General features: G+C 40.3%; 19 protein-coding genes. 8 read left to right on the top strand and 11 right to left on the bottom strand.

What is annotated here, in order from left to right:
* Positions 1-17: 17 nt before the first annotated feature.
* Genes IAG46_RS09400 through IAG46_RS09390 form a run of 3 tightly spaced genes read right to left on the bottom strand, consistent with a single transcriptional unit; the run spans position 18 to position 3,808 of the window.
* Positions 18-2,084, bottom strand: a complete 2,067-nt coding sequence (locus tag IAG46_RS09400) for a TonB-dependent receptor (protein WP_190810102.1) — start codon at positions 2,082-2,084, stop codon at positions 18-20.
* Positions 2,085-2,113: 29 nt separating this feature from the next.
* A complete protein-coding gene (locus tag IAG46_RS09395) occupies positions 2,114-3,250 on the bottom strand; it encodes a Gfo/Idh/MocA family protein (RefSeq protein ID WP_223826640.1) in 1,137 nt (378 codons plus the stop codon).
* Positions 3,251-3,253: 3 nt separating this feature from the next.
* A complete protein-coding gene (locus IAG46_RS09390; RefSeq protein WP_190810101.1) occupies positions 3,254-3,808 on the bottom strand; it encodes a cysteine hydrolase family protein in 555 nt (184 codons plus the stop codon).
* 149 nt (positions 3,809-3,957) lie between these two features.
* Here IAG46_RS09390 and IAG46_RS09385 point away from each other — a divergent pair, with 149 nt between their 5' ends.
* Together IAG46_RS09385 and IAG46_RS09380 are read left to right on the top strand one after the other, a co-directional pair.
* Positions 3,958-4,722 (top strand): exodeoxyribonuclease III, encoded by a 765-nt coding sequence (locus tag IAG46_RS09385; RefSeq protein WP_190810100.1) that lies wholly within the window; start codon positions 3,958-3,960, stop codon positions 4,720-4,722.
* A 63-nt stretch (positions 4,723-4,785) separates the two neighbouring features.
* The gene (locus tag IAG46_RS09380; protein WP_190810099.1) at positions 4,786-5,826 is read left to right on the top strand and encodes an aldo/keto reductase; all 1,041 of its coding nucleotides are present in this window, start codon (positions 4,786-4,788) and stop codon (positions 5,824-5,826) included.
* 2 nt (positions 5,827-5,828) lie between these two features.
* Here IAG46_RS09380 and IAG46_RS09375 read toward each other — a convergent pair whose 3' ends face one another.
* From IAG46_RS09375 to panC, 6 genes are read right to left on the bottom strand one after another with little or no spacing between them, the layout of a single operon-like run.
* A complete protein-coding gene (locus IAG46_RS09375; protein WP_190810098.1) occupies positions 5,829-7,979 on the bottom strand; it encodes a pyrroloquinoline quinone-dependent dehydrogenase in 2,151 nt (716 codons plus the stop codon).
* A 60-nt stretch (positions 7,980-8,039) separates the two neighbouring features.
* Positions 8,040-9,398 (bottom strand): DNA repair protein RadA, encoded by a 1,359-nt coding sequence (gene radA, locus IAG46_RS09370; RefSeq protein ID WP_190810097.1) that lies wholly within the window; start codon positions 9,396-9,398, stop codon positions 8,040-8,042.
* 43 nt (positions 9,399-9,441) lie between these two features.
* Entirely contained in the window at positions 9,442-10,584 is a 1,143-nt protein-coding gene (locus IAG46_RS09365; protein WP_190810096.1) for an alpha/beta hydrolase, read from the bottom strand.
* Positions 10,585-10,610: 26 nt separating this feature from the next.
* Positions 10,611-11,543, bottom strand: a complete 933-nt coding sequence (locus tag IAG46_RS09360) for a YbhN family protein (protein WP_368668177.1) — start codon at positions 11,541-11,543, stop codon at positions 10,611-10,613.
* Positions 11,544-11,578: 35 nt separating this feature from the next.
* A complete protein-coding gene (panD, locus tag IAG46_RS09355; RefSeq protein WP_190810094.1) occupies positions 11,579-11,929 on the bottom strand; it encodes an aspartate 1-decarboxylase in 351 nt (116 codons plus the stop codon).
* Positions 11,930-11,942: 13 nt separating this feature from the next.
* Positions 11,943-12,791 (bottom strand): pantoate--beta-alanine ligase, encoded by an 849-nt coding sequence (gene panC, locus IAG46_RS09350; RefSeq protein ID WP_190810093.1) that lies wholly within the window; start codon positions 12,789-12,791, stop codon positions 11,943-11,945.
* A 102-nt stretch (positions 12,792-12,893) separates the two neighbouring features.
* On the opposite strand from panC, the gene IAG46_RS09345 reads away from it, so the two are divergent.
* The 6 genes from IAG46_RS09345 to IAG46_RS09320 all read left to right on the top strand — a co-directional run bounded on the left by IAG46_RS09345 (position 12,894) and on the right by IAG46_RS09320 (position 22,476).
* Positions 12,894-13,703 carry a glycogen/starch synthase gene (locus IAG46_RS09345; protein WP_190810092.1) on the top strand — a complete coding sequence of 270 codons (810 nt, stop codon included), beginning with the start codon at positions 12,894-12,896 and terminating at the stop codon, positions 13,701-13,703.
* Positions 13,704-13,708: 5 nt separating this feature from the next.
* A complete protein-coding gene (locus tag IAG46_RS09340; RefSeq protein WP_190810091.1) occupies positions 13,709-15,511 on the top strand; it encodes a DUF4270 domain-containing protein in 1,803 nt (600 codons plus the stop codon).
* 126 nt (positions 15,512-15,637) lie between these two features.
* A complete protein-coding gene (glmS, locus tag IAG46_RS09335; RefSeq protein ID WP_190810090.1) occupies positions 15,638-17,485 on the top strand; it encodes a glutamine--fructose-6-phosphate transaminase (isomerizing) in 1,848 nt (615 codons plus the stop codon).
* Positions 17,486-17,691: 206 nt separating this feature from the next.
* Positions 17,692-20,451 (top strand): TonB-dependent receptor, encoded by a 2,760-nt coding sequence (locus tag IAG46_RS09330; RefSeq protein ID WP_190810089.1) that lies wholly within the window; start codon positions 17,692-17,694, stop codon positions 20,449-20,451.
* A gap of 163 nt (positions 20,452-20,614) precedes the next feature.
* A complete protein-coding gene (gene atpD / locus IAG46_RS09325) occupies positions 20,615-22,123 on the top strand; it encodes a F0F1 ATP synthase subunit beta (protein WP_190810088.1) in 1,509 nt (502 codons plus the stop codon).
* Between the two features lie 74 nt (positions 22,124-22,197).
* Complete coding sequence (locus tag IAG46_RS09320) at positions 22,198-22,476, top strand: F0F1 ATP synthase subunit epsilon (RefSeq protein WP_190810087.1); 279 nt, start codon at positions 22,198-22,200, stop codon at positions 22,474-22,476.
* A 53-nt stretch (positions 22,477-22,529) separates the two neighbouring features.
* Here the strand turns inward: IAG46_RS09320 and IAG46_RS09315 are convergent, their stop codons facing one another.
* Together IAG46_RS09315 and IAG46_RS09310 are read right to left on the bottom strand one after the other, a co-directional pair.
* Positions 22,530-23,060: a GNAT family N-acetyltransferase gene (locus IAG46_RS09315; protein WP_190810086.1), complete on the bottom strand. Its 531-nt coding sequence runs from the start codon at positions 23,058-23,060 to the stop codon at positions 22,530-22,532.
* A complete protein-coding gene (locus IAG46_RS09310; protein ID WP_190810085.1) occupies positions 23,061-24,857 on the bottom strand; it encodes a M61 family metallopeptidase in 1,797 nt (598 codons plus the stop codon).
* Positions 24,858-24,916: the final 59 nt, after the last annotated feature.

Genomic DNA, 24,916 nt, shown 5'->3' with positions numbered 1-24,916 from the left:
ACATAGAGGAGTGGTAGTTAAAAAAGATACCCCAATTTCACCCCTCCGTAAAAGTTTCTGTCATTTCCGGGATAAAAATAGCGAGGCAGAGCGCCACCAAAACCAACGGCATTGATCAATACACTTTGGGCATAACTGGTATCGAACAGATTGTTCACGCCAAGATTCAGTCCTAAAGAAAAATGGTTGGAGAGCTGGGTTTCGTATCCCATTTTGGCATTGAACACATTGAAGGAATCACTATTTAGAGAATTGGCATCGGTTAACGGAATCTCGTCCACAAATTGATGGATCAGATTCAATTGCAATCCACCGGTGTGCTTTAGATCAATCCCAGAACTAATTCGGTGTTTGGGTACCCCGGTCAAAGGATTGCCAGAGAAATCATCGTCTTCGTCCACAAAATCCACAAAACTATGGTCACTATAAGTGTAGTTTAGGTAGGGATAGACCTTTAGGTCTTTGCAAAGTGTGAATGCTGATCTTGCACTGAGTTCCAGACCTTGGTGGCGGGTCTCACCTGCATTTCGGCCAATAAATTGATCTTCACCCACACGTTGGGCCACCAACAGATTGTTGATATCCATTCGGTAGAGGGACCAATCTAAAAATAGACGTTCATTGAAAAGGGTAGCAATTCCTCCAAGTTCATAATTGGTTCCGGTCTCTTGGGCAATATCCGGATTGATCACCCCGTCAGGTGTCAAAGTTTCCTCCAAACTGGGGTTGGAGAATCCACGACTTACATTGGCATATAACTTTCCACCAGCAAACAGATATTGCAATCCAAAACTGGGCAAGAGTATGGCATCAAAATTTCGGTTGGCGGAGGTATTTGCATCTCCCTGATTGAAAAGGTCTTGAAAATTGTAATTGGTCTTATTCAGGTTGAGTCCCAATTGGGCCGAAAACCGAGTGGTAAAGTTATGGGTGAGCGTACCAAACAGGTTAAACTGCCTCCGAAATTCACTGTTATCGCTTAAGCGATCTCCCTGTAAGCTTCCATTGCCATTATTATCCCTAAAAAGGTTCTGAAAAGTGCCCCAATGGTATTCGTCTTTGTACAACTCCCCCCCAAAAGTGTACTCAATACTTCCGGCCATGCCCTTAAACTGGCTTCGAACACCAAATCCGTTGGTGAACTCATCTAAAATATTGAAAGGTCGAGGCTCATAATGGTCTAAATAGGTGTAAAAAATACTGGTGGTGTTTTTAAAGGTCTGATCAAATTCGTAAGTATGGTATAGTCCGGCAAGCACATATTTATTGGCCTCAAAACCTTGTGCTGCGAGCCAATTTCCCGCAGCACGGGTTGGGTCTTCGTCAAAATCGGTCTGGTTCAACGAACTCGGAATCTGTGCGGTGTAGTCAATATAATTGACCAATAGACCCAATTTGCTTTTTTCACTGAGGTCAACATTGGTACTCAGCAAAAAGCCATCGCGATCAAAGCGGTTATTTTGTCGATAACCATCTGTTTCAAAATGATTGTAATTAAAGGTCAAGTTGAAATTATCTTCGGAATGTGTGAAAGATAGATTCTCTTTTAACATTTGATACGAACCCAAGGTGAAGGAACTCCTTAATTCAGTTTTGTTCTCCGCATGATCTTTGGTATCCAGCAGAATTGCCCCACCCAAATTGGTTCCGATAGCGGTGCCCTTTGGACCTTTGATAACTTCAATTTTGCCCAAATTCTCCAAATCGAAGGCTTCAATAGTAGAAGACCCTGTTCCGTTGGTCACCGGGATTCCGTTAAAATACATACGTAGCTTATCCGTTCCAAAAGGAGTACGCGCGCCCACTCCGCGGATAGTGATTCGGTTAGTGTTGAGCGCTCCGGAGAGCACATAAACCCCGGGAATTTGATTTACAGCCGAAGAAATGTCTATCGGATTAAATTTTGCAAAGGTCTGCTCATTTATGATGGAATACGGGGTGATTCCGGTGGCATTTCTGATGGTAATATCCTCGATAAGAATGATTTCATCCAATTGGTTTACAGAATCTTTTTGGACTTCCTGAGCAAAGAAAGAAGTTGTAAAAAACAATAGAATAATGAAGGGGGCTTTTATATATGGCATGGGTTGAATTGTGGTTGAGATTGATGAATTTAGTTGTTCAAGTTGATTGTTTTTCCATATTTGGCACTTTCTCGTGCGGCGTCCAAAATTTCCATAACCACCAAATTGTTTTCCAAAGAGGAGAGACTATATGGTCGTAACCGAATTTTATGCTGCACAACTGCAGCCAACATGGCAAAAGGGTCGTTATAAGGAGAGGGCCTTTCTTGTAAAGTGAATTTTTCCTCATGATAACCATCATAACCCTCTGCGATCCGAAGACGAAGTTCATTTCTGTTATCGGCAAAGAGGGCACCTATCAATCCATATAATTCCATATCCTTGCGACCAATGGGCCAATTCCACGAAGCTTGGATGATGGCTTGGGTGTTATCGTAGGTAAGTAGAATGGTGGCTTCGTCATCTACTTTTGGGTTGTTTTCGGGCTGTAGTTGTTGGGTAATAGCGGTTACGGTATTGGGTCGCATTCCATTCATGAGCCATGTGGTCAAATTGGCACCGTAGCAACCAAAATCAGTAATCGCTCCCCCACCATTTTCCTTTGGGTCTTGCAGCCAGTCCAAAAACTCTTTGTTGACACCTATTTTAACCGGTCCTTTATGTCCATCCCGAATAATCACCTTTCTAAGTCTTCCAATTTTACCGTGGTTTAAAAACTGCTTGGCCATATGGTTTGTTGGATACCAAGTGGTCTCATAATTGGTCAATAAATGGATATCGTGTTTTTCCGCAAGGGCGGCCATTTGCTTGGCATGATCCAAACTCACGGCCAAAGGTTTTTCTACCATTACATGAATGCCCAAAGGAGCACAAGTCTGTACAACCTCCAAATGATCATAAATAGTTCCGAAGGCGGTAACAGCCTCGGGTTTAGTTGCGTAGATCATTTCTTCTAGGGTATTGAAGACCAAATCCATGGAATATCCGTACTGATCAGCGTAGCGTTGTGCCAGTTCGCGATTGGGCTCGGTAATGCCTACAATTTCAATGTCACCCAAATCTTCTCTTCCCAAAATCCAATGCACGTGGGTATGGGTAAGTCCGGCCACACCAATTCTTAAGGGTTTTTCTTGAGCTTGGGCAAAACCAACGATAGTTAAACAAAAGATGCAAAAAATGAGATATGGATGTAAAAGGGTCTTTTTAAAATGCATTATCGGATTCATGATTCAATGGGCAAGTTGGTTTAGTATGGTTTTGGTATTCTTTATAGCTGCAAATTCGTCTTTTAGATTGGCCAAAGCAGCATTATGAATAAGATGTGCGCTAAGTTTTTGGCCGTCAACCCCGACTTTATCAAAAGCTGCCGTGGCATCGGAAACCAAAGTTACATTGAACCCCAAATTGGCGGCCATTCGTACCGATGTTGATACACAATGTTCCGTGGTAAGCCCAGCTATGATAATGTCAGTGATATTTTGGTTTTTGAGTTGTTGCTCTAAATCAGTTCCGATAAAAGCGCTGTTCACACTTTTTTGAATAATAGGTTCCCCATTTATAGGAGTTACCACGGGATGGAACCCATTTCCTTTTTTGGCGGGAAATAATGGAGACTGCGGATTGGATGAGTTATGCTGAACGTGAAAGACCGATAGATTTCTATTTCGACAACTGCTCAAGATTTTACCTGCATTGATTTCGGCATTCGGATTGTTTCGTTCACTCCCATAAAAATGGGTTTCTTGGAGACCAAGTTGGATATCTATCAATACTAAGGCGTTCATTCAGGAAAACTTAAGCTTAAATTTAACGTTTAAACCTATAATTCTTATTGGTTCGCCAGACATTAACAATCTTTTATGTTGATACGGTTATTACAAAAATCAATTTTAAAGAGCCAAATACTATGGCTACATTTAGTGAAAATTTTGAAATGAAAATTGTTACTTACAACGTAAACGGAATCAGGGCCGCATTGAACAAGGGTTTTATTGATTGGCTGCAAGCTGTTGATCCAGATGTAGTTTGTCTTCAAGAAACCAAGGCGATGAAGGAGCAGGTCGATGTCGCTTTGTTTGAAGCTGCTGGCTATAACCATCATTATTGGTTCAGTGCCCAAAAAAAAGGGTACAGTGGTGTTGCTTTGTTATGTAAGGAAAAGCCGGACCATATTGAATATGGCACGGGTATAGATTATATGGATTTTGAAGGTCGAAATATTAGAGCTGACTACGGAGATATATCGGTAATGAGCATGTATTTACCTTCTGGAACCAATTTGGATCGTTTGGAGCATAAGCTCACGTACATGGCAGATTTTCAGAAATATGCTGATAATCTTCGAAAAGAAAGACCGAATCTTATTGTTTGTGGTGATTATAATATTTGTCATGAAGCTATTGACATCCATGATCCTGTCCGAAACAAAAATGTATCGGGATTTTTACCTGTTGAGCGGGAATGGATCAGTAATTTCATCAAAAGTGGATTTATAGACAGTTTCAGGCATTTCAACCAAGAGCCCCATAACTATACATGGTGGAGCTACCGAGCAAATTCTAGGGCCAATAATAAAGGTTGGCGATTGGATTATGGTATGGTCAATGAATCATTAAAGGATAGGCTTAAGCGTTCCGTAATTCTTTCGGATGCCAAACACAGTGATCACTGCCCCGTTCTTCTAGAGATAGAAAAATAACAATTCCATTTAAAGGTGAAATTATGGATTAAGTATTTTTGCCTGTTCAAAAAACATTGCTAAATGAAATATACCAGACTACCACATACCGATATCAAAGTCAGCAAAATCTGTTTGGGAACCATGACATGGGGGCGACAGAATACGGAAGAGGAGGGTCATGAACAGATGGACTATGCGCTCGATCAAGGAATTAATTTCTTTGATACGGCCGAAATGTATCCAATTCCACCGAAAAAGGAGCTGTATGCGGTAACGGAGGAATTTATCGGAAGCTGGTTCAAAAAAACGGGAAATCGTGATAAAGTTGTGCTTGCCACTAAAATTGTTGGAAGGGCCGATTTCGCAAAATATATCCGAACGACTGGGTTTAGCAAAGATTCTATAATCAGCGCCGTCGAAGGAAGTTTAAAGCGTTTACAGACCGATTATATCGATTTGTACCAATTGCACTGGCCGGAACGTAACACCAACTTTTTTGGTCAACGCGGATTCAATGCGCACTCTTTAGATCCATGGGAAGATAATATCCATCAAATTTTGGAAACCCTACGGGACTTAATTGCTGAAGGAAAGATTCGGCAGGTTGGATTATCCAATGAAACCCCATGGGGAACAATGCGTTATTTGGAAGAAAGCAAGGTACACCAGGATCTTCCACGGATGCTGACGATACAAAACCCATACAACCTGTTGAACAGATTATACGAAGTGGGACTTTCAGAAATTTCAATACGCGAAGATATTGGTCTTTTGGCCTATTCGCCATTGGCATTTGGTGTGTTGAGCGGTAAATATCTGGATGATATAGGTCCTAGAAAAGGAAGATTGACCTTGTTTCCGCATTATGATCGTTACAGTGGTGAAACTGCGACTGCCGCTACCCAAAAGTATGATCAATTGGCAAAGGAACATGGTATGAGTTTGGCTCAAATGGCATTGGCTTTTATTAATACAAGACCATTTTTGACGAGCAATATTATCGGGGCCACGAGTATGGAACAATTGAAGGAGAATATCGAGAGCATCGATATTGAGCTTTCCGATGAAGTGATAAAGGGGATTGAGGATATCCATAATTCCATTCCCAATCCGGCTCCATAATCTTACTCTAGAGCATACGCCCGATATTCATCACCAGATGGAGTTCCCATTTTTCCACCTCCGCAGGAAATGACCACATACTGCTTACCATTAACTTCATAGGTGGCGGGGGTAGCGTAACCACCAGCGGGAAGTTTATCTTCCCATAACATTTTCCCCGTTTTCATATGAAAAGCACGGATTTTTTCATCTTTCGTGGCGGCAATGAATAAGATTCCACCTGCGGTAATTACGGGACCACCATAGTTTTCTGTGCCCGAAACTTGAATTTCAGGGTCATTCAATTGATTTTCATGCCCAAGAGGAACCTTCCAAAGGTACTCTCCGGTATTTAAATTGATGGCGTTTAGGGTACCCCAAGGCGGTTTTACAACTGGGAAGCCTCGATCATCTTTAAAACGGCCAAATCCGGCTACTGCATAGGGAACTTCTGTATCGGTTTTTTCTGCTCGATGATCGGTTTCTTCTTCAATGCCTAAAAGAAAATTGGTGATTCCCGAAATTTCATCATCTGATAGATTGGGCATTCCAGGCATGGCACCTTTGCCATTTTTTATAATGCTCGATATGGAATCTGGCGTAAACTTTTCTTTTAAATCCTGAAGATTGGGAATGTCATCCAGCCCTTGAAGCTCACCTCCGTGGCATCGGGCACAATGAATTTGGGCAAGCGTGTTGCCTCTATGGGATGCACCCCCAGCCTTTCCTCCAACTTTGGACATACGAACGATCCAAGCCATTTCATTGGAATTCACATACATTACGCCATTGTTGGGGTCCAATGCCGCCCCTCCCCATTCAGCTCCTCCATCGGCTCCTGGATATAGAACGACTCCGGTGGTGTCGATGGGAATAAATTGCCCTTCGGAAGTGATTTGTTCAAACTTTTCCAATACGGTCGGGGGGTCAATATTTTGATCTTTGTCAACAAAATCATCCACAAAGGCAGGTCTGTCAGGATCATATAAATCCTCTTTCCGTAAAATTTGACGTGCAAAAGGTTCTGGTTTTAAGGGTAATGGCTGTGTTGTATGGGCTATTTCACCTTCAAGTTTGGAGGCGGGATATTCCTTTTCTTCAATTGGAAAAAGCGGTTCACCTGTTAAACGATCAAAGATAAAAACATGTCCACTTTTGGTCACCTGGGCAACTGCTGGAATCTTTTCACCGTCTCGCTCTGCTTCAAAAAGATTTGGAGGCGCTGGCAAATCCCTATCCCACATATCATGATGAACCATTTGAAAATGCCAAATGCGGTCGCCGGTTCCTGCATTCAAAGCCAATAAGGTATTGGCAAATAAATTTTCTCCCTCACGATCACCGCCATACCAATCAAATGCGGCTGACCCTGTTGGAACATAGGCAATGCCATTTTTTTCGTCCAAAGCAATGCCCGCCCAGCTGTTTGACCCACCTACTGTTTTGTAGGCTTCTTTGGGCCAAGTGTCGTATCCGAACTCACCGGGCTGGGGAATGGTATGGAAAATCCATTCGATGGCACCGGTAATTACGTTATAAGCTCTAATGTGCCCCGGGGAAGATCCTGGTCCTTCACCTACACGGGTTCCCATAATGAGCAAGTCTTTATAAATGACCCCGGGGGTATTGGCAACCACCGATAATTTTTTGGAATCTCTTCCCAGACCATCTCGCAGATCAATACTTCCATTTGAGCCAAAGGAATTAACAACCTCACCTGTTTTAATGTCCACAGCATACATCTTGGGGCCTGAAGAAAAGAACAATCTACTTTTTTCAGTTGAATTGGATTCCCAAAAACTTAAACCACGATTCACCCCAAGTCCTGAAACATCTGCCAATGGAGTTTTGAATTTCCAAATCTCCTTGCCTGAACTGGCGTTTAGGGCAAATAGTTCAATAGCGGCGTTTACCCCATATAAAACATCATTAATAATCAAAGGATTTGTTTGAATTTGGGTTGTTCTGCCTTCCTCAATTCCACCACTTTTGTACGACCAAGCCAACTTGAGTTTGGTTACGTTTGAAGTATCGATTTGAGTCAATGTTGAAAAATGGGATCTACCTGGATCGCCAAGATAGTGCTGCCATGTGGTATGATGTTCTTTAATCGAGGATTCGTTGCAGGAAAAAAGAAGAAAAATCAGAAAAACGGAAAGTTTGAAGTTTTTCATGTGGCTGTTTTTCTAAATATAGCAAGATAACTCTAGAGAATCAAGATAGGTAAAGACCTTCTAAAACAAGGCGCTAACAACATCCTCAATTTTGGAGACCAAATGCACTTGGATAGTTGTGTTCTTTAGACCGATTTTATTGTTTTTGGCAACATAAATTACAGTGAAACCTAATTTTTCGGCTTCCAAAATGCGTTGGTCTATACGCTGAACGGGCCTGACCTCTCCCGCAAGTCCTATTTCGGCCGCAAAACAGACTCCTTTTTCAATCGGAATATCAGCATTGCTGGAAAGGATTGCGGCTACAACAGCTAAATCTATAGCTGGGTCATCTACAGAAATTCCGCCAGTAATGTTTAAAAAGACATCTTTGGCTCCAAGTTTAAATCCAGCTCTTTTTTCAAGTACGGCCAAAAGCATGTTCAAACGTTTTGCATTAAATCCTGTTGCCGAACGTTGAGGGGTTCCATAAACGGCTGTGCTCACCAAGGCTTGTATTTCAATCAATAATGGGCGCATGCCTTCAACGGTAGCTGCTATAGCTGTTCCGCTTAGGTCTTCCTCATTTTTGGAAATCAAAACTTCAGATGGATTGTTTACCTCTCGAAGTCCACTTCCCTGCATTTCATAAATACCAAGTTCGGCAGTGGAACCAAATCGATTTTTTAAAGAGCGAAGAATTCTATACACATAATTGCGGTCACCTTCAAATTGCAAAACCGTATCGACCATGTGTTCCAAAATCTTTGGTCCGGCAATAGCGCCATCCTTCGTAATATGACCTACTAAAATGACCGGAGTATGGCTCTCTTTTGCAAATTTGATAAGCTCCGCAGTGCATCCCCTAATTTGCGAAATGCTACCGGCTGCCGACTCAATATAATCGGTATGCAAGGTTTGAATAGAATCTATTACAAGAATATCTGGCTCAAGAGCGGCAATTTGTTGAAAGATATTTTGGGTCTTGGTTTCGGTAAGGATATAGCAATTTTCACTATTGGGGTGAATGCGATCTGCTCGCATTTTAATCTGCTTTTGACTTTCCTCCCCGGAAACATATAATGTTTTGTAAGACAGTTTTAGAGCTATCTGTAAAAGTAGTGTGCTTTTTCCTATCCCAGGTTCTCCACCTAATAGCGTCAAGGAACCAGGCACCAAACCACCACCTAAAACTCGATTGAACTCTTGATCTTTTGTATCTAACCGAAGCTCTTTTTCATTGGTTATTTCGGAGATTCTTAATGGCGTAGTTGCCTTTTTTGTGATATTGGAGCTGTTTTTCCAATTTTGTTTTTCTTCTTTTTGAACGACTTCTTCCACAATAGTGTTCCATTGTTTACAGGATGAGCATTGCCCAATCCATTTTGGATATTGGGAACCGCAGTTTTGACAAAAAAAAGCTGTTTTGGTTTTGGCCATTCGTTTTAAAAGAAGAGCCTAAAGATATGGATTATCCGACTACTTAGTATCCGAAGTCTGCTTTGAGTGCATCAATTTTTTCGAGAGCCATGTCCTTGGTCAAAAAATCGATTTCTTCCATTTGAAATGCCTTTTCGAATGTTTTAAAGGCTTTTTTGGGTTCACCAAGTTGCTCGTAATATTCGCCTTCAAAATAAAAACCCATCATGGTATCAGGAAACTGCTTTTTGCAGACCTCTGCCAATGGTTTCAAGGATTCAAAATCCTCTTTTTTCAAAGAGGCAGCATAAATGGCCATGATATCATTGAGTTCGACAGGTTTTCTGAACCCAAGCAAACTCTCTATCATATCGTATCGGTCTTGTAGATATTTAAATACCGGTTCGTCCGAAGCCAGAATTTCCGTTTTGTATTCTTTTGGAGTAATGGGACGGAAGATTTTGAAAACATTATCAAAAGCTTTGCTTATGCCATATGCGGCGATGGAAACATGGTCAGCATTGTTGTACTCATCAAAAAAGTAATGCAATGATTCTTTATCTATGGACTTGATCGCATTGTTCATTTGCAAAATTCGCTGCCTATCTTCTGTGGGTTCTTTTTCCAGTACTACATTATAAAAAATTTGTTGATTTAAATCAGACAATCTTGCGGGCACCCTACTCTCCATTTCTGTAGCAAGCACTGGTGATATAGATAGGTATGAATTGAACAACGATTTGTCCTTGAACAAAAAGTAGTTGCCAAAATTTGCTGTGATGTCGTACCCTATGAACATTTTGAAAGGGGCAACATTGTATTGTGTCTCTAAATATGGAATAAGCTCAGTGCCTAAAAATTCATAAAACTTGGCGCCTTTCTCTGTTGGAAGTCCAGAAGTCTGATCAAAGTCACAATCTTCCCAACGCAAATCATTTTCAGCTTGATCGATACCTACAATTATAACTTCAGGCATCCGATGATGCCTACTATAAAACTTAGCATTGGCTACCACAATATCAAAAAGATATTCAGCATCAAGTACCACCAAAAGTGGGTATTTTTTTTCTTCGGAATAATCTTCTGGGAAGTAATAGGAAACATCCCTTCTTTCTTGAAGTTTAAAGGATTCAAAAATCTCTTTTTTTACCTGCGCACCTAAGTTGAAGCACAGTAGGCCTATTAAAATAAATAGACATCTTTTCATTTGGTAAAATTTTACGTGGTCGGGATCTACCGATTTCTATTCAATAACGGCAAGATGATAAAGGATATTGTCCCGAAAACAACGACCATCAAGGTCTGAGCGGTCCACATGATCCAACCATAGGCGTCACCTGAGGTTTTGCTGACACCATAAACGGACAAAGCTGCGGTAACAACTATTGGGAAGAGTCCCAAGCCGCCATTGGTTGTTGCCATTGCAAAAGCTCCTGCAACAAATGCTACCAAAAAGGCCCCTAAGGGAAGTTCGGTTGTTTCGGGCACAGTAAATTTTATTACCCAGAACATGGCTATGTAGCATGCCCATATAAAGAAGGTGTGAAAGATAAAAGCACCTCTTCGTTTCATTTTGAAGATGCTGAGCACTCCATCTAAAAGACCTTTCAAGAAAGTTTTTATTCTCACCGCAAATTTGGAAGTTGACTTTTTAATAAGATGTATCGATATGAAAAGTCCAAGCACTCCAACCAAAAGCAATACTAGAGACCCTACCAAACCAACACCATTTTCTTCTAAAATGCCCAATATTACATCGGTTTGGACAACAAGAGCAGCGGTTATAATCAACAAAAGCATGATTACATCAATAATCCTTTCCGTTACAATGGTGCCGAAGCCTTTTTCAAAGGGTACGTCCTCGTAGGTGTTCAATGCAGTTGCCCTAAGAAATTCACCAGAACGTAAAACAAGGGTATTTGCAAAATAGCTGGTAAGGATAATAAGTACGTTATTGACCAACTTTGGTTTGTAACCCATTGGTTCCAAAAGATAATTCCAGCGGATTGCCCTGGAAATATGACTTAATACACCAATAAATATGGATAAGAAAACCCAGATCGGGTTTGCGTTTTTAATTGCTTCAACAATTCTAGCCCGATCATCTGGAGTTGTGGAAGAATAAGAATAAAAAACAAGGCCTAACCCAATTAGGATCGGAACCAAAATTTTTAATGTCTTTTTTAAAGAACTGCTCAAAACTAATTCAAAAGGTTGGTTTCCTCGTTTGGAAATACCAATGCTGGATTGAATGATTTGGCTTCTTCAATTTCCATCCAAGCATAGGTAATTAGAATAAGCACATCGCCAACCGCAACTTTGCGGGCCGCTGCTCCGTTTAGGGTGAGTTCGCCAGAGCCTCTTGGTCCCGGTATTGCGTAGGTTTCCAAACGCTCTCCGTTGTTGTTGTTCACAATCTGTACTTTTTCTCCTCGAATTATGTTTGCGGCATCCATCAAATCTTCATCAATGGTTATGCTGCCAATATAATTGAGGTCGGCCCCTGTGACCTTTACTCTGTGAACTTTAGATTTTACAACTTCTACTTGCATGGTGCAAAATTAGTTAATTCAGTCTTAGATTGTCTATCAGCCTTACGCCTTCGGCATAAACGGCAATAAAAGCTCTATATTTTTTATAGGTCTGCTTTTCTGAGACTGGAGTCAAGGTTTCTTCATCTGAAATTTCGAAATACTCCAACTCCAACACTTCGTTTTTAACAAATTGGTCATTTACCCAATCCACTATATGATTAGCACTTTCCGTGCCAAATTTTGATTTGGCAGCTTGCAAGGTTTTATAAATAAAACCTGCTTCATTTCTGGTGGTTTGTGATAGGCGTTCGTTGCGTGAACTCATAGCCAAACCATGTGGCTCACGTTCTATTGGGCAGGGTACAATCTCATAAGGCAAGCCCTTCAATTGCACCATCTTTTTAATAATCTGGAGCTGTTGAAAATCTTTCTCCCCAAAATAAGCCTTATCTGGAGAAACTGCTGCAAGCAAAAGTCCCACAATTGTTCCAACACCGTCAAAATGTCCTTCCCTGAATTTGCCTTCCATCACCTGGTCCAAACCATCAAACTGATAAGATTCAGATTGCACCTTACCATTATAAATTTCGTTGACAGATGGTGCGAAAACCACAATGTCCTTATCAATATCATTTAAGAGTGCAAGATCCTCATCCAGATTACGAGGGTATTTTTTCAGATCATCTTTCTTGTCAAATTGGGTAGGATTTACAAAAATGCTTACTACCACAACATCATTTTGATCAAGCGCTGCCCTTACGAGCGACAAATGTCCTTGATGCAATGCGCCCATAGTGGGGACCAGTCCAACACTTCGATTTTCATCTTTATGGGACGATAGGAACGGAATTAAATCCTTTTTTTGGTCAAATACTTGCATTGTAAGGTTCAAAAGCGTGCAAAAATACTATAAATACTGCTAATCGGCATAATTTTTGTACTTTTGCAGCTACGTTTTTCAGATAAGCAAAAGAAAGTGTTTATGAATGGTAAAAAGATATTGTTTGTATCTTCTGAATTAGTACCCTATCTACCAGAGAACCCAGTTTCCTTAATGTCATACGAAGCGCCGAGAATGGTCAACAGCAATGGGGGCCAAATCCGCATTTTTATGCCAAGGTATGGAAACATAAACGAAAGAAGACATCAGTTGCATGAGGTAATTCGTTTATCTGGGATGAATTTGGTGATCAATGACATGGATATGCCACTTATCATTAAAGTAGCTTCCATTCCAAGGGAACGTATCCAGGTTTATTTTATTGATAACGAAGAATATTTTAAGAGAAAGGCCACGTTTGAAGATGCCGATGGGAATTTGTTTCCAGATAATGATGAACGGGCAATCTTTTTTGCAAAAGGCGTTGTTGAAACGGTAAAAAAGCTCAACTGGTCGCCAGATATTATTCATGTGCATGGTTGGATGGCTTCATTGCTTCCTTTGTACTTGCGCAAGTATTATGCTGATGAACCCTTGTTTGCAGACAGTAAAATTGTCACATCAATATATAATAAGGGGTATGATGGAGAGCTCGATGGAGGTATGATGGATAAAATTGCTTTTGATGGTATTGACAAGGAAAGTATTTCTTCTCTTTCAACACCTGACTATAATAATTTGTTAAAAGTTGCCGCCGATTATTCCGATGCGATTATTTTAGCCTCGGAAGAGGTGTCGGAGGACTTGAAAAATCATATTGCAAATCTTTCCAAACCGGTATTGCCCTATGTCTCGCTTCAGGAGGCAGAGGAAGCATACACAAATTTCTATCAAACAGAGGTTTTAAAATAAGTTGCATGAAATTTTCTAGGATTATAAAAGTTTCAGCTTTCGTTGGAGCTTTATTTCTAATCATTACTTCTTGTGAAGAAGAATTGGGAACAATTGGAGAAGGAGTTGTTGGTGGTGAACCTTTTACAACAGGGAAGCAGTCATTTGATGTTTTTGCATTTAATAAAGGCATTGAGGCCGTGCAAACCAATCAATTGCCACTATACCAATTGGGCATGTTCGACGACCCAGTTTATGGCCGACGAAATGCGAGTATAGTGTCGCAGCTAATTTTGCCCAATGGCGGACAGGGAAATCCAACATTTGGTGATTCTACACAAGAAACTGAAGATAATGCTGATAACGATGACTTGGATACTACCATTCCTGAAAACGAAACCGTAAAGGAAGTTTATCTGTATATACCTTTTCAATTACCTCCTGCTTCGTTGCGAGACAACGATGGTGATGGAGTGGAGAATATGTTCGATGACGATTCCAATGATCCTAATACTGATGAGGACGGAGATGGAGTTAGTGATAATGAAGAACGTATTATTGGCTCCAATCCTTTTGATCCAAATGAAGATGGTACCGGCGAGGATTTTGTTGCGAATACATTTCCTAAAAAGTTTGATCTTGACAGCATTTATGGAGATAGGCAAGAAGCTTTTAATTTAAGGGTGGCAAGGAATACTTTTTTCTTAAGAGATCTTGATCCAAATGCCAACTTTGAAGAAGCCCAGGAGTATTTTTCCAACCAAGATTTTACCTCTTTTGAAGGAGAGGTACTGTTTGAAGGCCCCGTGACCATAAGTGATGAGGAAATGTTATTTTTTAATGAAGATGACCCAGAGACCGATGATATTGATGAATCTACAACGGTTAGAACTCGACTTAACCCGGGAATTCGTGTAGCCTTGAACAACGACTTTTTTCAAACCAATATTTTGGACAAGGAAGGGCAGTCAGAGTTGCTGAGTCAAGCTAACTTCCGGGATTTCTTAAGAGGAATCCGGATTTCTGGAGTCACAGATACTGAAAAACTAATGTTCTTGTTTGATTTAACCCAAGCAAATATTACAATAACCTATAATTATCAAGATTACAATGCAACCGATGATGTTATAGAGACGGCCGAAAGAGATTTCGTGCTCAATCTTTTGATAAATACAAATGGAATTGTTTCTGGTAATGCAGTAAATACCTTTACAAATGATCCTTTACCTATTGCCAATGAATTGGATAATGGTGAAAACGCTTCTAGAATATATGTGAAAGGAGCTGGTACATTTACAGAGATCAGATTGTTCGACGAGGCTGAAAATGGTGGTGGAGATCTAATAAACCAAATACGATCAAACAACTGGATAATCAACGAAGCCAATCTTGTATTTTATGTAGATCAATCAGCTGGAGTTGGAGAAGAACCACCACGACTATATTTATACAACGGGGAAACCAATCAGATTATATTTAATCCAGCTACTGAAAATAATGTTACCAATGAACCTTTGGGGCTTTTTCTGGAATACGATGGTATACTGGAAAAGGAAAATAATCAAGGGAAATACACTGTTCGAATTACTGATCATATCAACAATATCATTGTAAGAGATTCAACAAATGCTAAATTGGCACTTACTTTAACTTCTAACATAGGTGTAGGTGTGGTATCAGAAGCTGTTGGAACCCAAGAACCCGTTCTGGATGTTCCGATTATGGCTAACATAAACCCTTTGGGAACTGTTCTTTTTGGCAGTAATGTTGACCCGGCCGATGAGGATAAAAAGTTGAAACTGGAGATTTACTACACCCAGGCCAACTAATCATACACAATTTACTACCATTTATAGATTTTTTCTGCGTTAGAACCCTTGTGATACAAATTATCCCAATTGTAATACTAAATTTGCAGGTAACTCAAACTATTATAACTACTTAAAACTATCCTTATGTGTGGAATTGTTGGATATATTGGTCACAGGGATGCTTATCCCGTCATTATAAAAGGGTTGCAACGTCTCGAATATAGGGGGTATGATAGCGCCGGTATTGTGCTATTTGATGGAGAGGAAACCCACCTTTCCAAAACCAAGGGCAAGGTCGAAGACTTAAAGAAAAAGTCTGAAGCAACTATTGACACCAAAGGAAAATTAGGACTTGGACACACTCGATGGGCAACCCACGGGGTGCCAAATGATGCGAACTCGCATCCACATTATTCCAATTCTGGAGACTTGGTTATCATCCATAATGGGATTATCGAAAACTATGAAGCCATAAAAAAAGCGCTCATAGAAAGAGGATACACCTTTCAGTCGGATACGGATACCGAAGTATTGATTAACCTTATCGAAGAGGTAAAGAAAAAAGAAGGCGTTAAATTGGGGCAAGCTGTTCAAATTGCGCTGAACCAGGTTGTGGGGGCCTATGCCATTGCCGTTTTTGATAGGAATAAACCCGATGAGATTGTAGTGGCAAAACTGGGAAGCCCTCTTGCTATCGGTATTGGTGAAAATGAATATTTTATTGCTTCTGATGCTTCACCGTTTATTGAATTCACCAATAATGCCGTGTATTTGGAAGATGAAGAAATGGCCATTGTGCGTATTGGTAAAGAAATCAAGTTACGTAAGATAAAGGACGATGCGATCGCATATCCGAATATTCTTGAACTTCAATTGAACCTTGAGGAAATTGAAAAAGGAGGTTACGATCATTTCATGCTCAAAGAAATATACGAGCAGCCTAGAGCAATTTTGGATACTTATCGAGGCCGCTTATTGGCCGATCAGGGCATAATTAGGATGGCGGGAATTGACCAGAATTTGGAAAAGTTCCTGAACGCAAATAGAATCATCATTGTGGCTTGCGGTACTTCATGGCATGCAGGCCTTGTAGCCGAGTATATTTTTGAGGACTTGGCAAGAATTCCCGTTGAGGTAGAATACGCCTCCGAGTTCCGATATAGAAATCCGGTCATTACCGAGAATGATGTCCTAATCGCCATTTCACAATCTGGTGAGACCGCAGATACCTTGGCAGCTATTAAAATGGCCAAAGAAAAAGGAGCCTTCGTATTTGGAGTTTGCAATGTAGTTGGATCTTCCATTGCCCGGGAAACACATGCAGGCGCTTACACACATGCTGGTCCTGAAATAGGAGTGGCTTCTACAAAAGCATTTACAACACAGATTACGGTTCTTACCCTAATCGCCCTGAAATTGGCCCATGAAAAAGGAATTTTTTCAGAATCCAAATACCATGAATATCTAGCTGAATTGGAAAGCGTTCCCGCTAAAGTGGAAAAGATGTTGGAATCCAATCAGGTTGTCGAAGATATAGCAGAGATATATAAAGACTCCACCAATTGTCTTTATTTAGGTCGGGGGTATAATTTCCCTGTTGCCTTGGAAGGCGCACTTAAACTGAAAGAAATCAGTTATATACATGCAGAGGGATATCCAGCAGCAGAAATGAAGCATGGTCCCATTGCATTGATTGATGAACAAATGCCTGTTGTGGTCATTGCCACTAAAAAAGGACATTATGAAAAAGTGGTAAGCAATATCCAGGAAATCAAATCGAGGAGCGGTAAGATCATTGCAATAGTTACTGAAGGAGATGTGTCGGTAAAAGAACTGGCAGACCATGTAATTGAGGTTCCAGAAACTTCTGAAAGTTTATCTCCACTGTTGACAACAATTCCCTTACAATTGCTTTCGTATCACATTGCCGTGATGAGAGATTGCAATGTAGATCAGCCTCGAAATCTAGCCAAATCGGTTACCGTGGAGTGACTTGGTTTAATAAATAAAATTTAGAAAAGGCGTCGATTTCAACGCCTTTTTTGTTAAAACCACAGATAAACCACGGTTTTCTTAGCAAAAAATTACTATGCATGCATAATTTTTTTCAATTTTGTGGTGAGCAAATGAAAAAAAATGTATCTTCCGACTCCAATACTTAGCAGATCTTTAAACTAATTAACTCTAATATAAAACTGATGAGAAGATTAATGATTATTTCCCTCATGCTGTTTGGTGTTATCGCTTATGCACAAACCACAGTTCAGGGAAAAGTAGTTGACGAAAATAACGAACCAATACCAGGAACCAATGTGATCTTGGTAGGAAAGGCAGAAGGTACAACGACCGATTTCGATGGAAATTTTACCTTCAATACTTCTGAACAACCTCCCTTTCAACTACGATTTACCAGCATAGGATTTTCCGATTTCCTTGCCAGCGTAACTTCGAATAATCAAACACTTTCCATAACCTTGTCCGAAGCGTCGACACTTTTGGATGAAATTGTAATATCGGCCTCAAGAACGCCCGAACGTATTTTTGAGTCCCCGGTCTCCGTTGAGCGATTCGGGTTGAAGGAAATCAAGAATACAACAGCTGAATCCTTCTATGGCGGATTGCAAAATCTAAAAGGTGTTGATATCAACACGAACAGTTTAACCTTCCAATCCATTAACACTAGAGGTTTTGCCACTTTTGCAAACAACAGGTTTTTGCAATTGGTTGATGGAATGGACAACTCAGCACCAGGACTGAACTTCGTTCTTGGAAACTTGGTGGGTATGTCAGAATTGGAAGTTCAAAGTATAGAGATCCTGCCAGGAGCATCCTCCGCACTATATGGTGCCGGCGCCTTCAACGGTATTTTGTTTATGAACAGTAAAAGTCCGTTTGACTTCCAAGGAATAAGTGCCTATGGCAAAACGGGTATAACCTCGCAAGATGCCGCAGGAGACAACAACTACTATGATTTTGGAATAAGGGTTGCACATGCATTTAGCGACAAATTTGCGGTCAAAGCAAATCTATCTTTTTTAAAAGGAGAAGATTGGCATGCAGTCAATACTTTAGATCTAAACAATCTTGGTGCGGATAGAACAGATCCTAATTATAATGGTTTAAATATATATGGTGATGAAGTTTCTACTTTATTGAACTTTGATGAAGCAGCAGGCTTTCCAACGGGCACAGTTGGAAGTGCTCAGGTTTCACGAACCGGATATGCAGAAAGCGATCTGTTAGATTATGATGCGGAAAGTGTGAAGACTGATTTTTCACTTTTCTACAGACCATTTGCTGATGATTTTGAAATTATTTATAACGGAAGAGTTGGGCGTGGTAATACTATTTATCAAGGAGCCAATCGATATTCGGTTAAAAACTTTATTCTTCAGCAGCATAAAATTGAATTCAGAAATAAAAACTTCTTCCTAAGAGGATATATCACAACGGAGAATGCAGGTGATTCTTACGATACCCGGTTTACGGCCATTAACGTGAATAGGGCATGGAAAGATGATGTGCCATGGTTTACTGATTATGCTACGGCCTACATTCCTGCATTCTTAGGTGGAATTCAGCAGGGAGGACTTACCAGGGAGCAAGCATCTGTGGCTGCCCATGCAGCGGCAAGACAAGCAGCAGATACTGGAAGGCTTATCCCGGGAACTCCTGGGTTCCAAAGTGCATTTAATAGAGTTACCAATGATGGTGACCTAACAACTGGAGCAAAATTTATAGACAATACCAAATTCCGTCACATTAACGGAAACTATAATTTGGCACATTTGATTGACAATTGGGCTGATTTACAAGTAGGTGGTTCATATAGACAATACGAGTTGAATTCTGGAGGAACGATTTTTACGGATTTCGATGGACCAATAGAGTATAATGAATATGGTGCCTATGTCCAGCTTCAAAAAAAGCTATTGGATGATCGATTGAAGTTTACTGGTTCCGCTCGTTATGATAAAAATGAATTTTTTGATGGATTCGTTTCTCCAAGAATTTCATTGGGTTATACGGCCGGTGAAAGAAGAAATCACAACATAAGGGTTTCAGCCCAGCAAGGTTTTAGAAACCCAACAACCCAGGATTTGTTTATTGGGTTGAATGCAGGTTCGGCTATTTTAGTCGGATCAGCACCGTCAAACCTGGATAGAGATGTTAGAACTTTTCCAGTAAGCCAAAGCGGACAAGGTGTTATTGGTCAATCTACTGTAGATATTGTAGGTAGGGCTGCATATGAAAATGCTTACTCATTAAGCTCAGTTCTTAGTGGAGCTCCAGAAGCTGTTAACACATCAATAATCAAACCTGAAGAAATTACAGCTTTGGAAGCGGGATACAGAGGTCAGGTTGGGAAATTCACCATTGATTTAAGTGGATATTACAATAGCTACAAAGATTTCATAGCTAATGTAACCGTTTTGGTTCCGTTTTATGGTACCGCAGGAGATGGCGGACTTTCATTGCTTGCACTTCAAAATGGTGATAGACAGGCCTATCAAACATACACCAATTCAACAACCGATATTAATTCTTACGGAGGAACAATTGGAGTGGACACCAAGCTTGGAAACTTTGATTTGGGTGTTAACTATACGTATGCTGAATTGGATTTTGATGAAGCAAGGTTCCCGGACTTTAGAACTAACTTCAATACACCTAAACATAAAGTAAAAGCTTCCTTTGGAAATACAGAACTTTTCAAAAACTTCGGTTTCAATGTAAACTACAGATGGAGCGATAGCTATTTCTGGGAAGCATCTTTTGCTGATGGAGATGTACCAGCGTATACAGTTCTTGATGCCCAGATCAACTATTCCGTACCAAGTATAAAATCTGTTTTCAAGGCAGGTGGGTCCAATCTTTTGGGAGATGAATACTTTACGGCTGTGGGTACAGGTAACATAGGTTCAATCTACTACGTGTCTTGGACAGTAAATCCATAGAAAAGAAAGAAAAAATACTACCTAAGGCGCTGAGAAAATCAGCGCCTTTTTTGTTGCTAAAAAAACAGTTTATAAGTTTCATTTAAAAAATGGAATAGTATATCTTTGCAGCCGGAAAAAAAGCAGTTTTTTCCTTCGTATTCAATTAAAAATAAACACAGTAATGTCTAAAGTTACAGGTAAGGTTGCACAGATTATTGGCCCGGTCATTGATGTTGAGTTTGAATCGGGAACTGAAATCCCGAAAATTTACGATTCCCTTGAAATCAATAAAGAAGATGGCTCCAAATTAGTATTGGAAGTTCAATCCCATGTTGGTGAAAACACAGTAAGAACCATTTCCATGGATTCTACAGATGGTTTGAGCAGAGGAGTTGAGGCCCATGCCACTGGAAATGCAATACAAATGCCAATTGGAGAGGATGTTTACGGACGACTTTTCAATGTAATTGGAGATGCTATCGATGGAATGGAAAACCTGCCAAAAACTGGCGACAACGGATTGCCAATTCACAGGGAAGCGCCAAAATTTGAAGACCTTTCTACATCTACTGAAGTACTTTTTACTGGAATCAAGGTTATCGATTTGATTGAGCCTTATGCAAAAGGTGGTAAAATTGGATTGTTTGGTGGTGCTGGTGTGGGTAAAACCGTATTGATTCAGGAATTGATCAACAACATTGCCAAAGGACACGGTGGTCTTTCTGTATTTGCCGGTGTTGGTGAAAGAACACGTGAAGGGAACGATTTACTACGTGAGATGTTGGAATCAGGGATTATCAAATACGGAGACGATTTCTTGCATTCCATGGAAGAAGGTGGATGGGATTTATCCAAAGTAGATAAAAAAGCAATGAAGGAGTCCAAAGCGACTTTCGTTTTCGGACAGATGAACGAACCTCCTGGTGCTCGTGCCCGTGTTGCCCTTTCAGGATTGACAATCGCCGAATATTTCCGTGATGGAGCTGGAGATGGACAAGGAAAAGATGTTCTTTTCTTCGTAGATAACATTTTCCGTTTTACGCAAGCTGGTTCCGAGGTATCTGCACTTTTGGGTCGTATGCCTTCAGCGGTGGGTTACCAACCAACCTTGGCAACAGAGATGGGTGCGATGCAGGAAAGAATTACTTCTACAAAAAGAGGTTCCATTACATCAGTACAGGCGGTTTACGTTCCTGCGGATGATTTAACGGATCCTGCACCTGCTACAACATTTGCTCACTTGGATGCTACAACAGTACTTTCACGTAAAATTGCTGAGCTGGGTATTTATCCTGCGGTTGATCCTTTGGATTCAACTTCAAGGATTCTTACTGCTGAGATTTTAGGAAAAGATCATTACGCATGTGCACAGCGCGTAAAAGAGTTGTTGCAACGCTATAAAGAACTTCAAGATATTATTGCCATCCTTGGTATGGAAGAACTTTCAGAAGAGGATAAATTGGCGGTAGGTAGAGCAAGAAGAGTACAACGCTTCTTGTCACAACCTTTCCATGTCGCTGAACAGTTTACCGGAATCCCTGGGGTATTGGTAGACATTAAGGACACCATCAAAGGATTTAACATGATTATGGATGGAGAACTAGATCACCTTCCAGAGTCCGCCTTCAACCTTAAAGGGAGCATCCAAGATGCAATTGAAGCTGGAGAGAAAATGTTGGCCGAAGCATAATTAGTAAAGAGTTATCAGTATTGAGTAGTTAGAAAGACTCAGTACTTTATTCTCAATACGCAATACTTGAAAAAATGTATTTAGAAATTGTATCACCAGAAGCCACTTTGTTTGCCGGAGAAGTAACCTCGGTTACCGTTCCCGGAATCAATGGCGAATTTCAAATGTTGCAGAATCACGCACCTATTGTTTCTTTGTTACAAGAGGGTCATGTGAAGGTACAAGGAGACATCACTATTGAAGAAGATTTTCAAAACAAATTTTCAAAGGGACCAAACGGAGAAACGGTATTGTCCATTTCTAGCGGCACCATTGAAATGAAGGATAACAAAGTTATTGTGTTGGCCGATTAGACCAATTCAAACATATAGATAGATAAAAAAGCCACTCATTTGAGTGGCTTTTTTTATGATAAAGTAATGAGCAGCCAATCTTTTCCATCTGAGCAATACTTTTTAAGCTCGGTAAAACCAATAGTCTTATGTGCGTTGATAGATCGCTGATTTTCGGCATCTACCTCGGTGATGATAGTGTCAAACCCAATTGGCAATTTTTCCTTCATGGTTTCGTAGAGCCGTCTGAATATGCCTTTACCTCGATATGATTTGGCTACACAAATCTGCCCCATCACCATATAATTGTCTTTCTCCTTTACAACTTTGTTGATTTCATGGAACATGGGTTTAAGCACTTCAATACTTTCTGCATATTTGGGATGCATGCAGAGCGCATAAGCGACCACTTTCTCATTTTCCAAAGCGATAATGTGCCCACATTCATCATTCATTTCTTTTAGCAGGGGCAAAGAGTGCTCCACAGTCAAAAACCCTTCAAGTTTCTTTTCTTCATCCGCAAGATTCTTGGGAAGATTTTCTTGTTGCAACAAAAGAATCTGCACAAGATGGTCAATAGTTGAGGCTTGGGCATAGCGTATCATCTAATCACTTTTAAGCCATTCCTTTCGCTTTTTCAACATATCTTCAGTGGGCTGTTTTTTGGTGTCCTCCATGAGGTTTATGGAATAATTGGGGCTCGGTGTCAGAATCAACCTTGTTTTTTTAGCATTGCCAAAGCGTGAATAGTTGACCTCCAAAGAATCACCTAATGTAAATTGCTTTAGATAATCCGAAAACTTTTGTCCTGGAGTAAATGGAATATTATTGATATTTTGGATTACATCCCCTTTGGTCAAACTGGCATTATATGCTGAACTTCCCTTCTTTGGATTTCCGGCAATGGTTCCCTCCGTAGCTTCGTTATTTACAGATACAAAAGCTCCGAAATAGGGATTTTCTTTCTTTTGTTTTAAAACTACCCCCATCGATTCAAAGAGCGTAGCATAATTAGGCATCCCACTTTGATAGATATACTTGTTGAAAAAATCATCCCCAAAGGCTTTCCCTGCATACTCATTTAATAGCTTATGTAAATTTTCGATGGCATATGGAATTTCCCTTTTTCCATGTCGCCGCCAAACCAATTTCATATAATCATCTAGGTTCAATCCCTTTTCTCTTAAAGATAAATCAAGTGCCAACCCCAAAACACTGCCATAGGAATAATAGGAGATAAAGGTGTTTTCTCGGTTTACAGGATCCACCGAGGTAGCAGCGTCCACAAAGGGAGCTTGGTAGCTCATTTCAATGGGGTTAAAAAACTGTCGCGCAGGAGAAGTCCAAACATAGTTGAAATTCCCGGCAAGCCCTTCCACATATTCTTTTGGGGAAATAAGACCAGCTCTGCACAGAATTAAGTTGGTATAATAACTTGTAAAACCTTCAGCAAACCAAAGCGCTCCGCTCATATCAGCAGCTTCAAAATCGAAAGGCTCCAAGCTTTTGGGACGGATACGTTCAACATTCCATGCATGAAAAAACTCATGGGAAACAGTTCCTAGGTTTCCCTTCATACCTCCTCCTGCCAAACTTCTGGTGCTGGTTAAAATGGTGGAATTTCTATGTTCCATCCCATCACCTGATGCATTTGGAATGTAACATGCCAAAAAAGTATAGGTATCATAATCAAAGTCGGGAAGTTCGCCAAACACCTTTTTTTCCGCCAAAACAGTTTTTTTGACGCTTTCAAAGTAATCATCAGCTTCCTCTTCAGTACCATTATGATGAAGAGCCAATTGTATTTTTTGTGAATCCAATTCAAAGGATTTGAGTGTGAAATTGCTGATTTCGGTCGGGCTATCCATAAAATAATACAGATTTGGAGCCATATAAGTTGTCCCAGAAATTAAGGGCAGTTGTGTGGCCACTTTCCAATTTAAATCTTCCCGAACGTCAAAATCCACTTCAATTTTTCGGTCACTTAATGCGGGAGCATACATAAATGTTGCAGGAATATTCAAATGGGCGTGGGTTTCATCAATTTGTGAATATGTCCCGTCTCCTCGATTGGCAAAAAGAATGTAATTTATTTTTACTGTGCCATCATGCCCTGTCACTTCCCATTCGTAGGGGTTTGGTCTAGATGTCGTCAACGGATTTCCTTTACCATCTGTGGCTTTGAATCCGTATACATTTTTGGCAAATTCGTGTAGAGCATACCTTCCAGGGGACGTTCTGCTCATTCGTAATGAAATGGTATCCATACTTAAATTTGGAAAAGAGGCTTCGATCATAGCTTCGTGATGCACAGCATTCTCAAATGATATTTTGTAGGTGTTTGTTTGACCTAATGCCAGGCAAGAATAAAAGAGGATTAATAAAGTAAATGGGATTTTCATATTCCAATGGTTTATTGATGACGAATATAATGTTTAAGGATAGTAAATACTAAATTTGC

The sequence above is a fragment of the Flagellimonas sp. S3867 genome (assembly GCF_014698935.1).
Lineage (GTDB): Bacteria > Bacteroidota > Bacteroidia > Flavobacteriales > Flavobacteriaceae > Flagellimonas.
The sequence above is the reverse complement of the archived record's forward strand: the minus strand, read 5'-3'. Positions and strand labels throughout refer to the sequence as shown.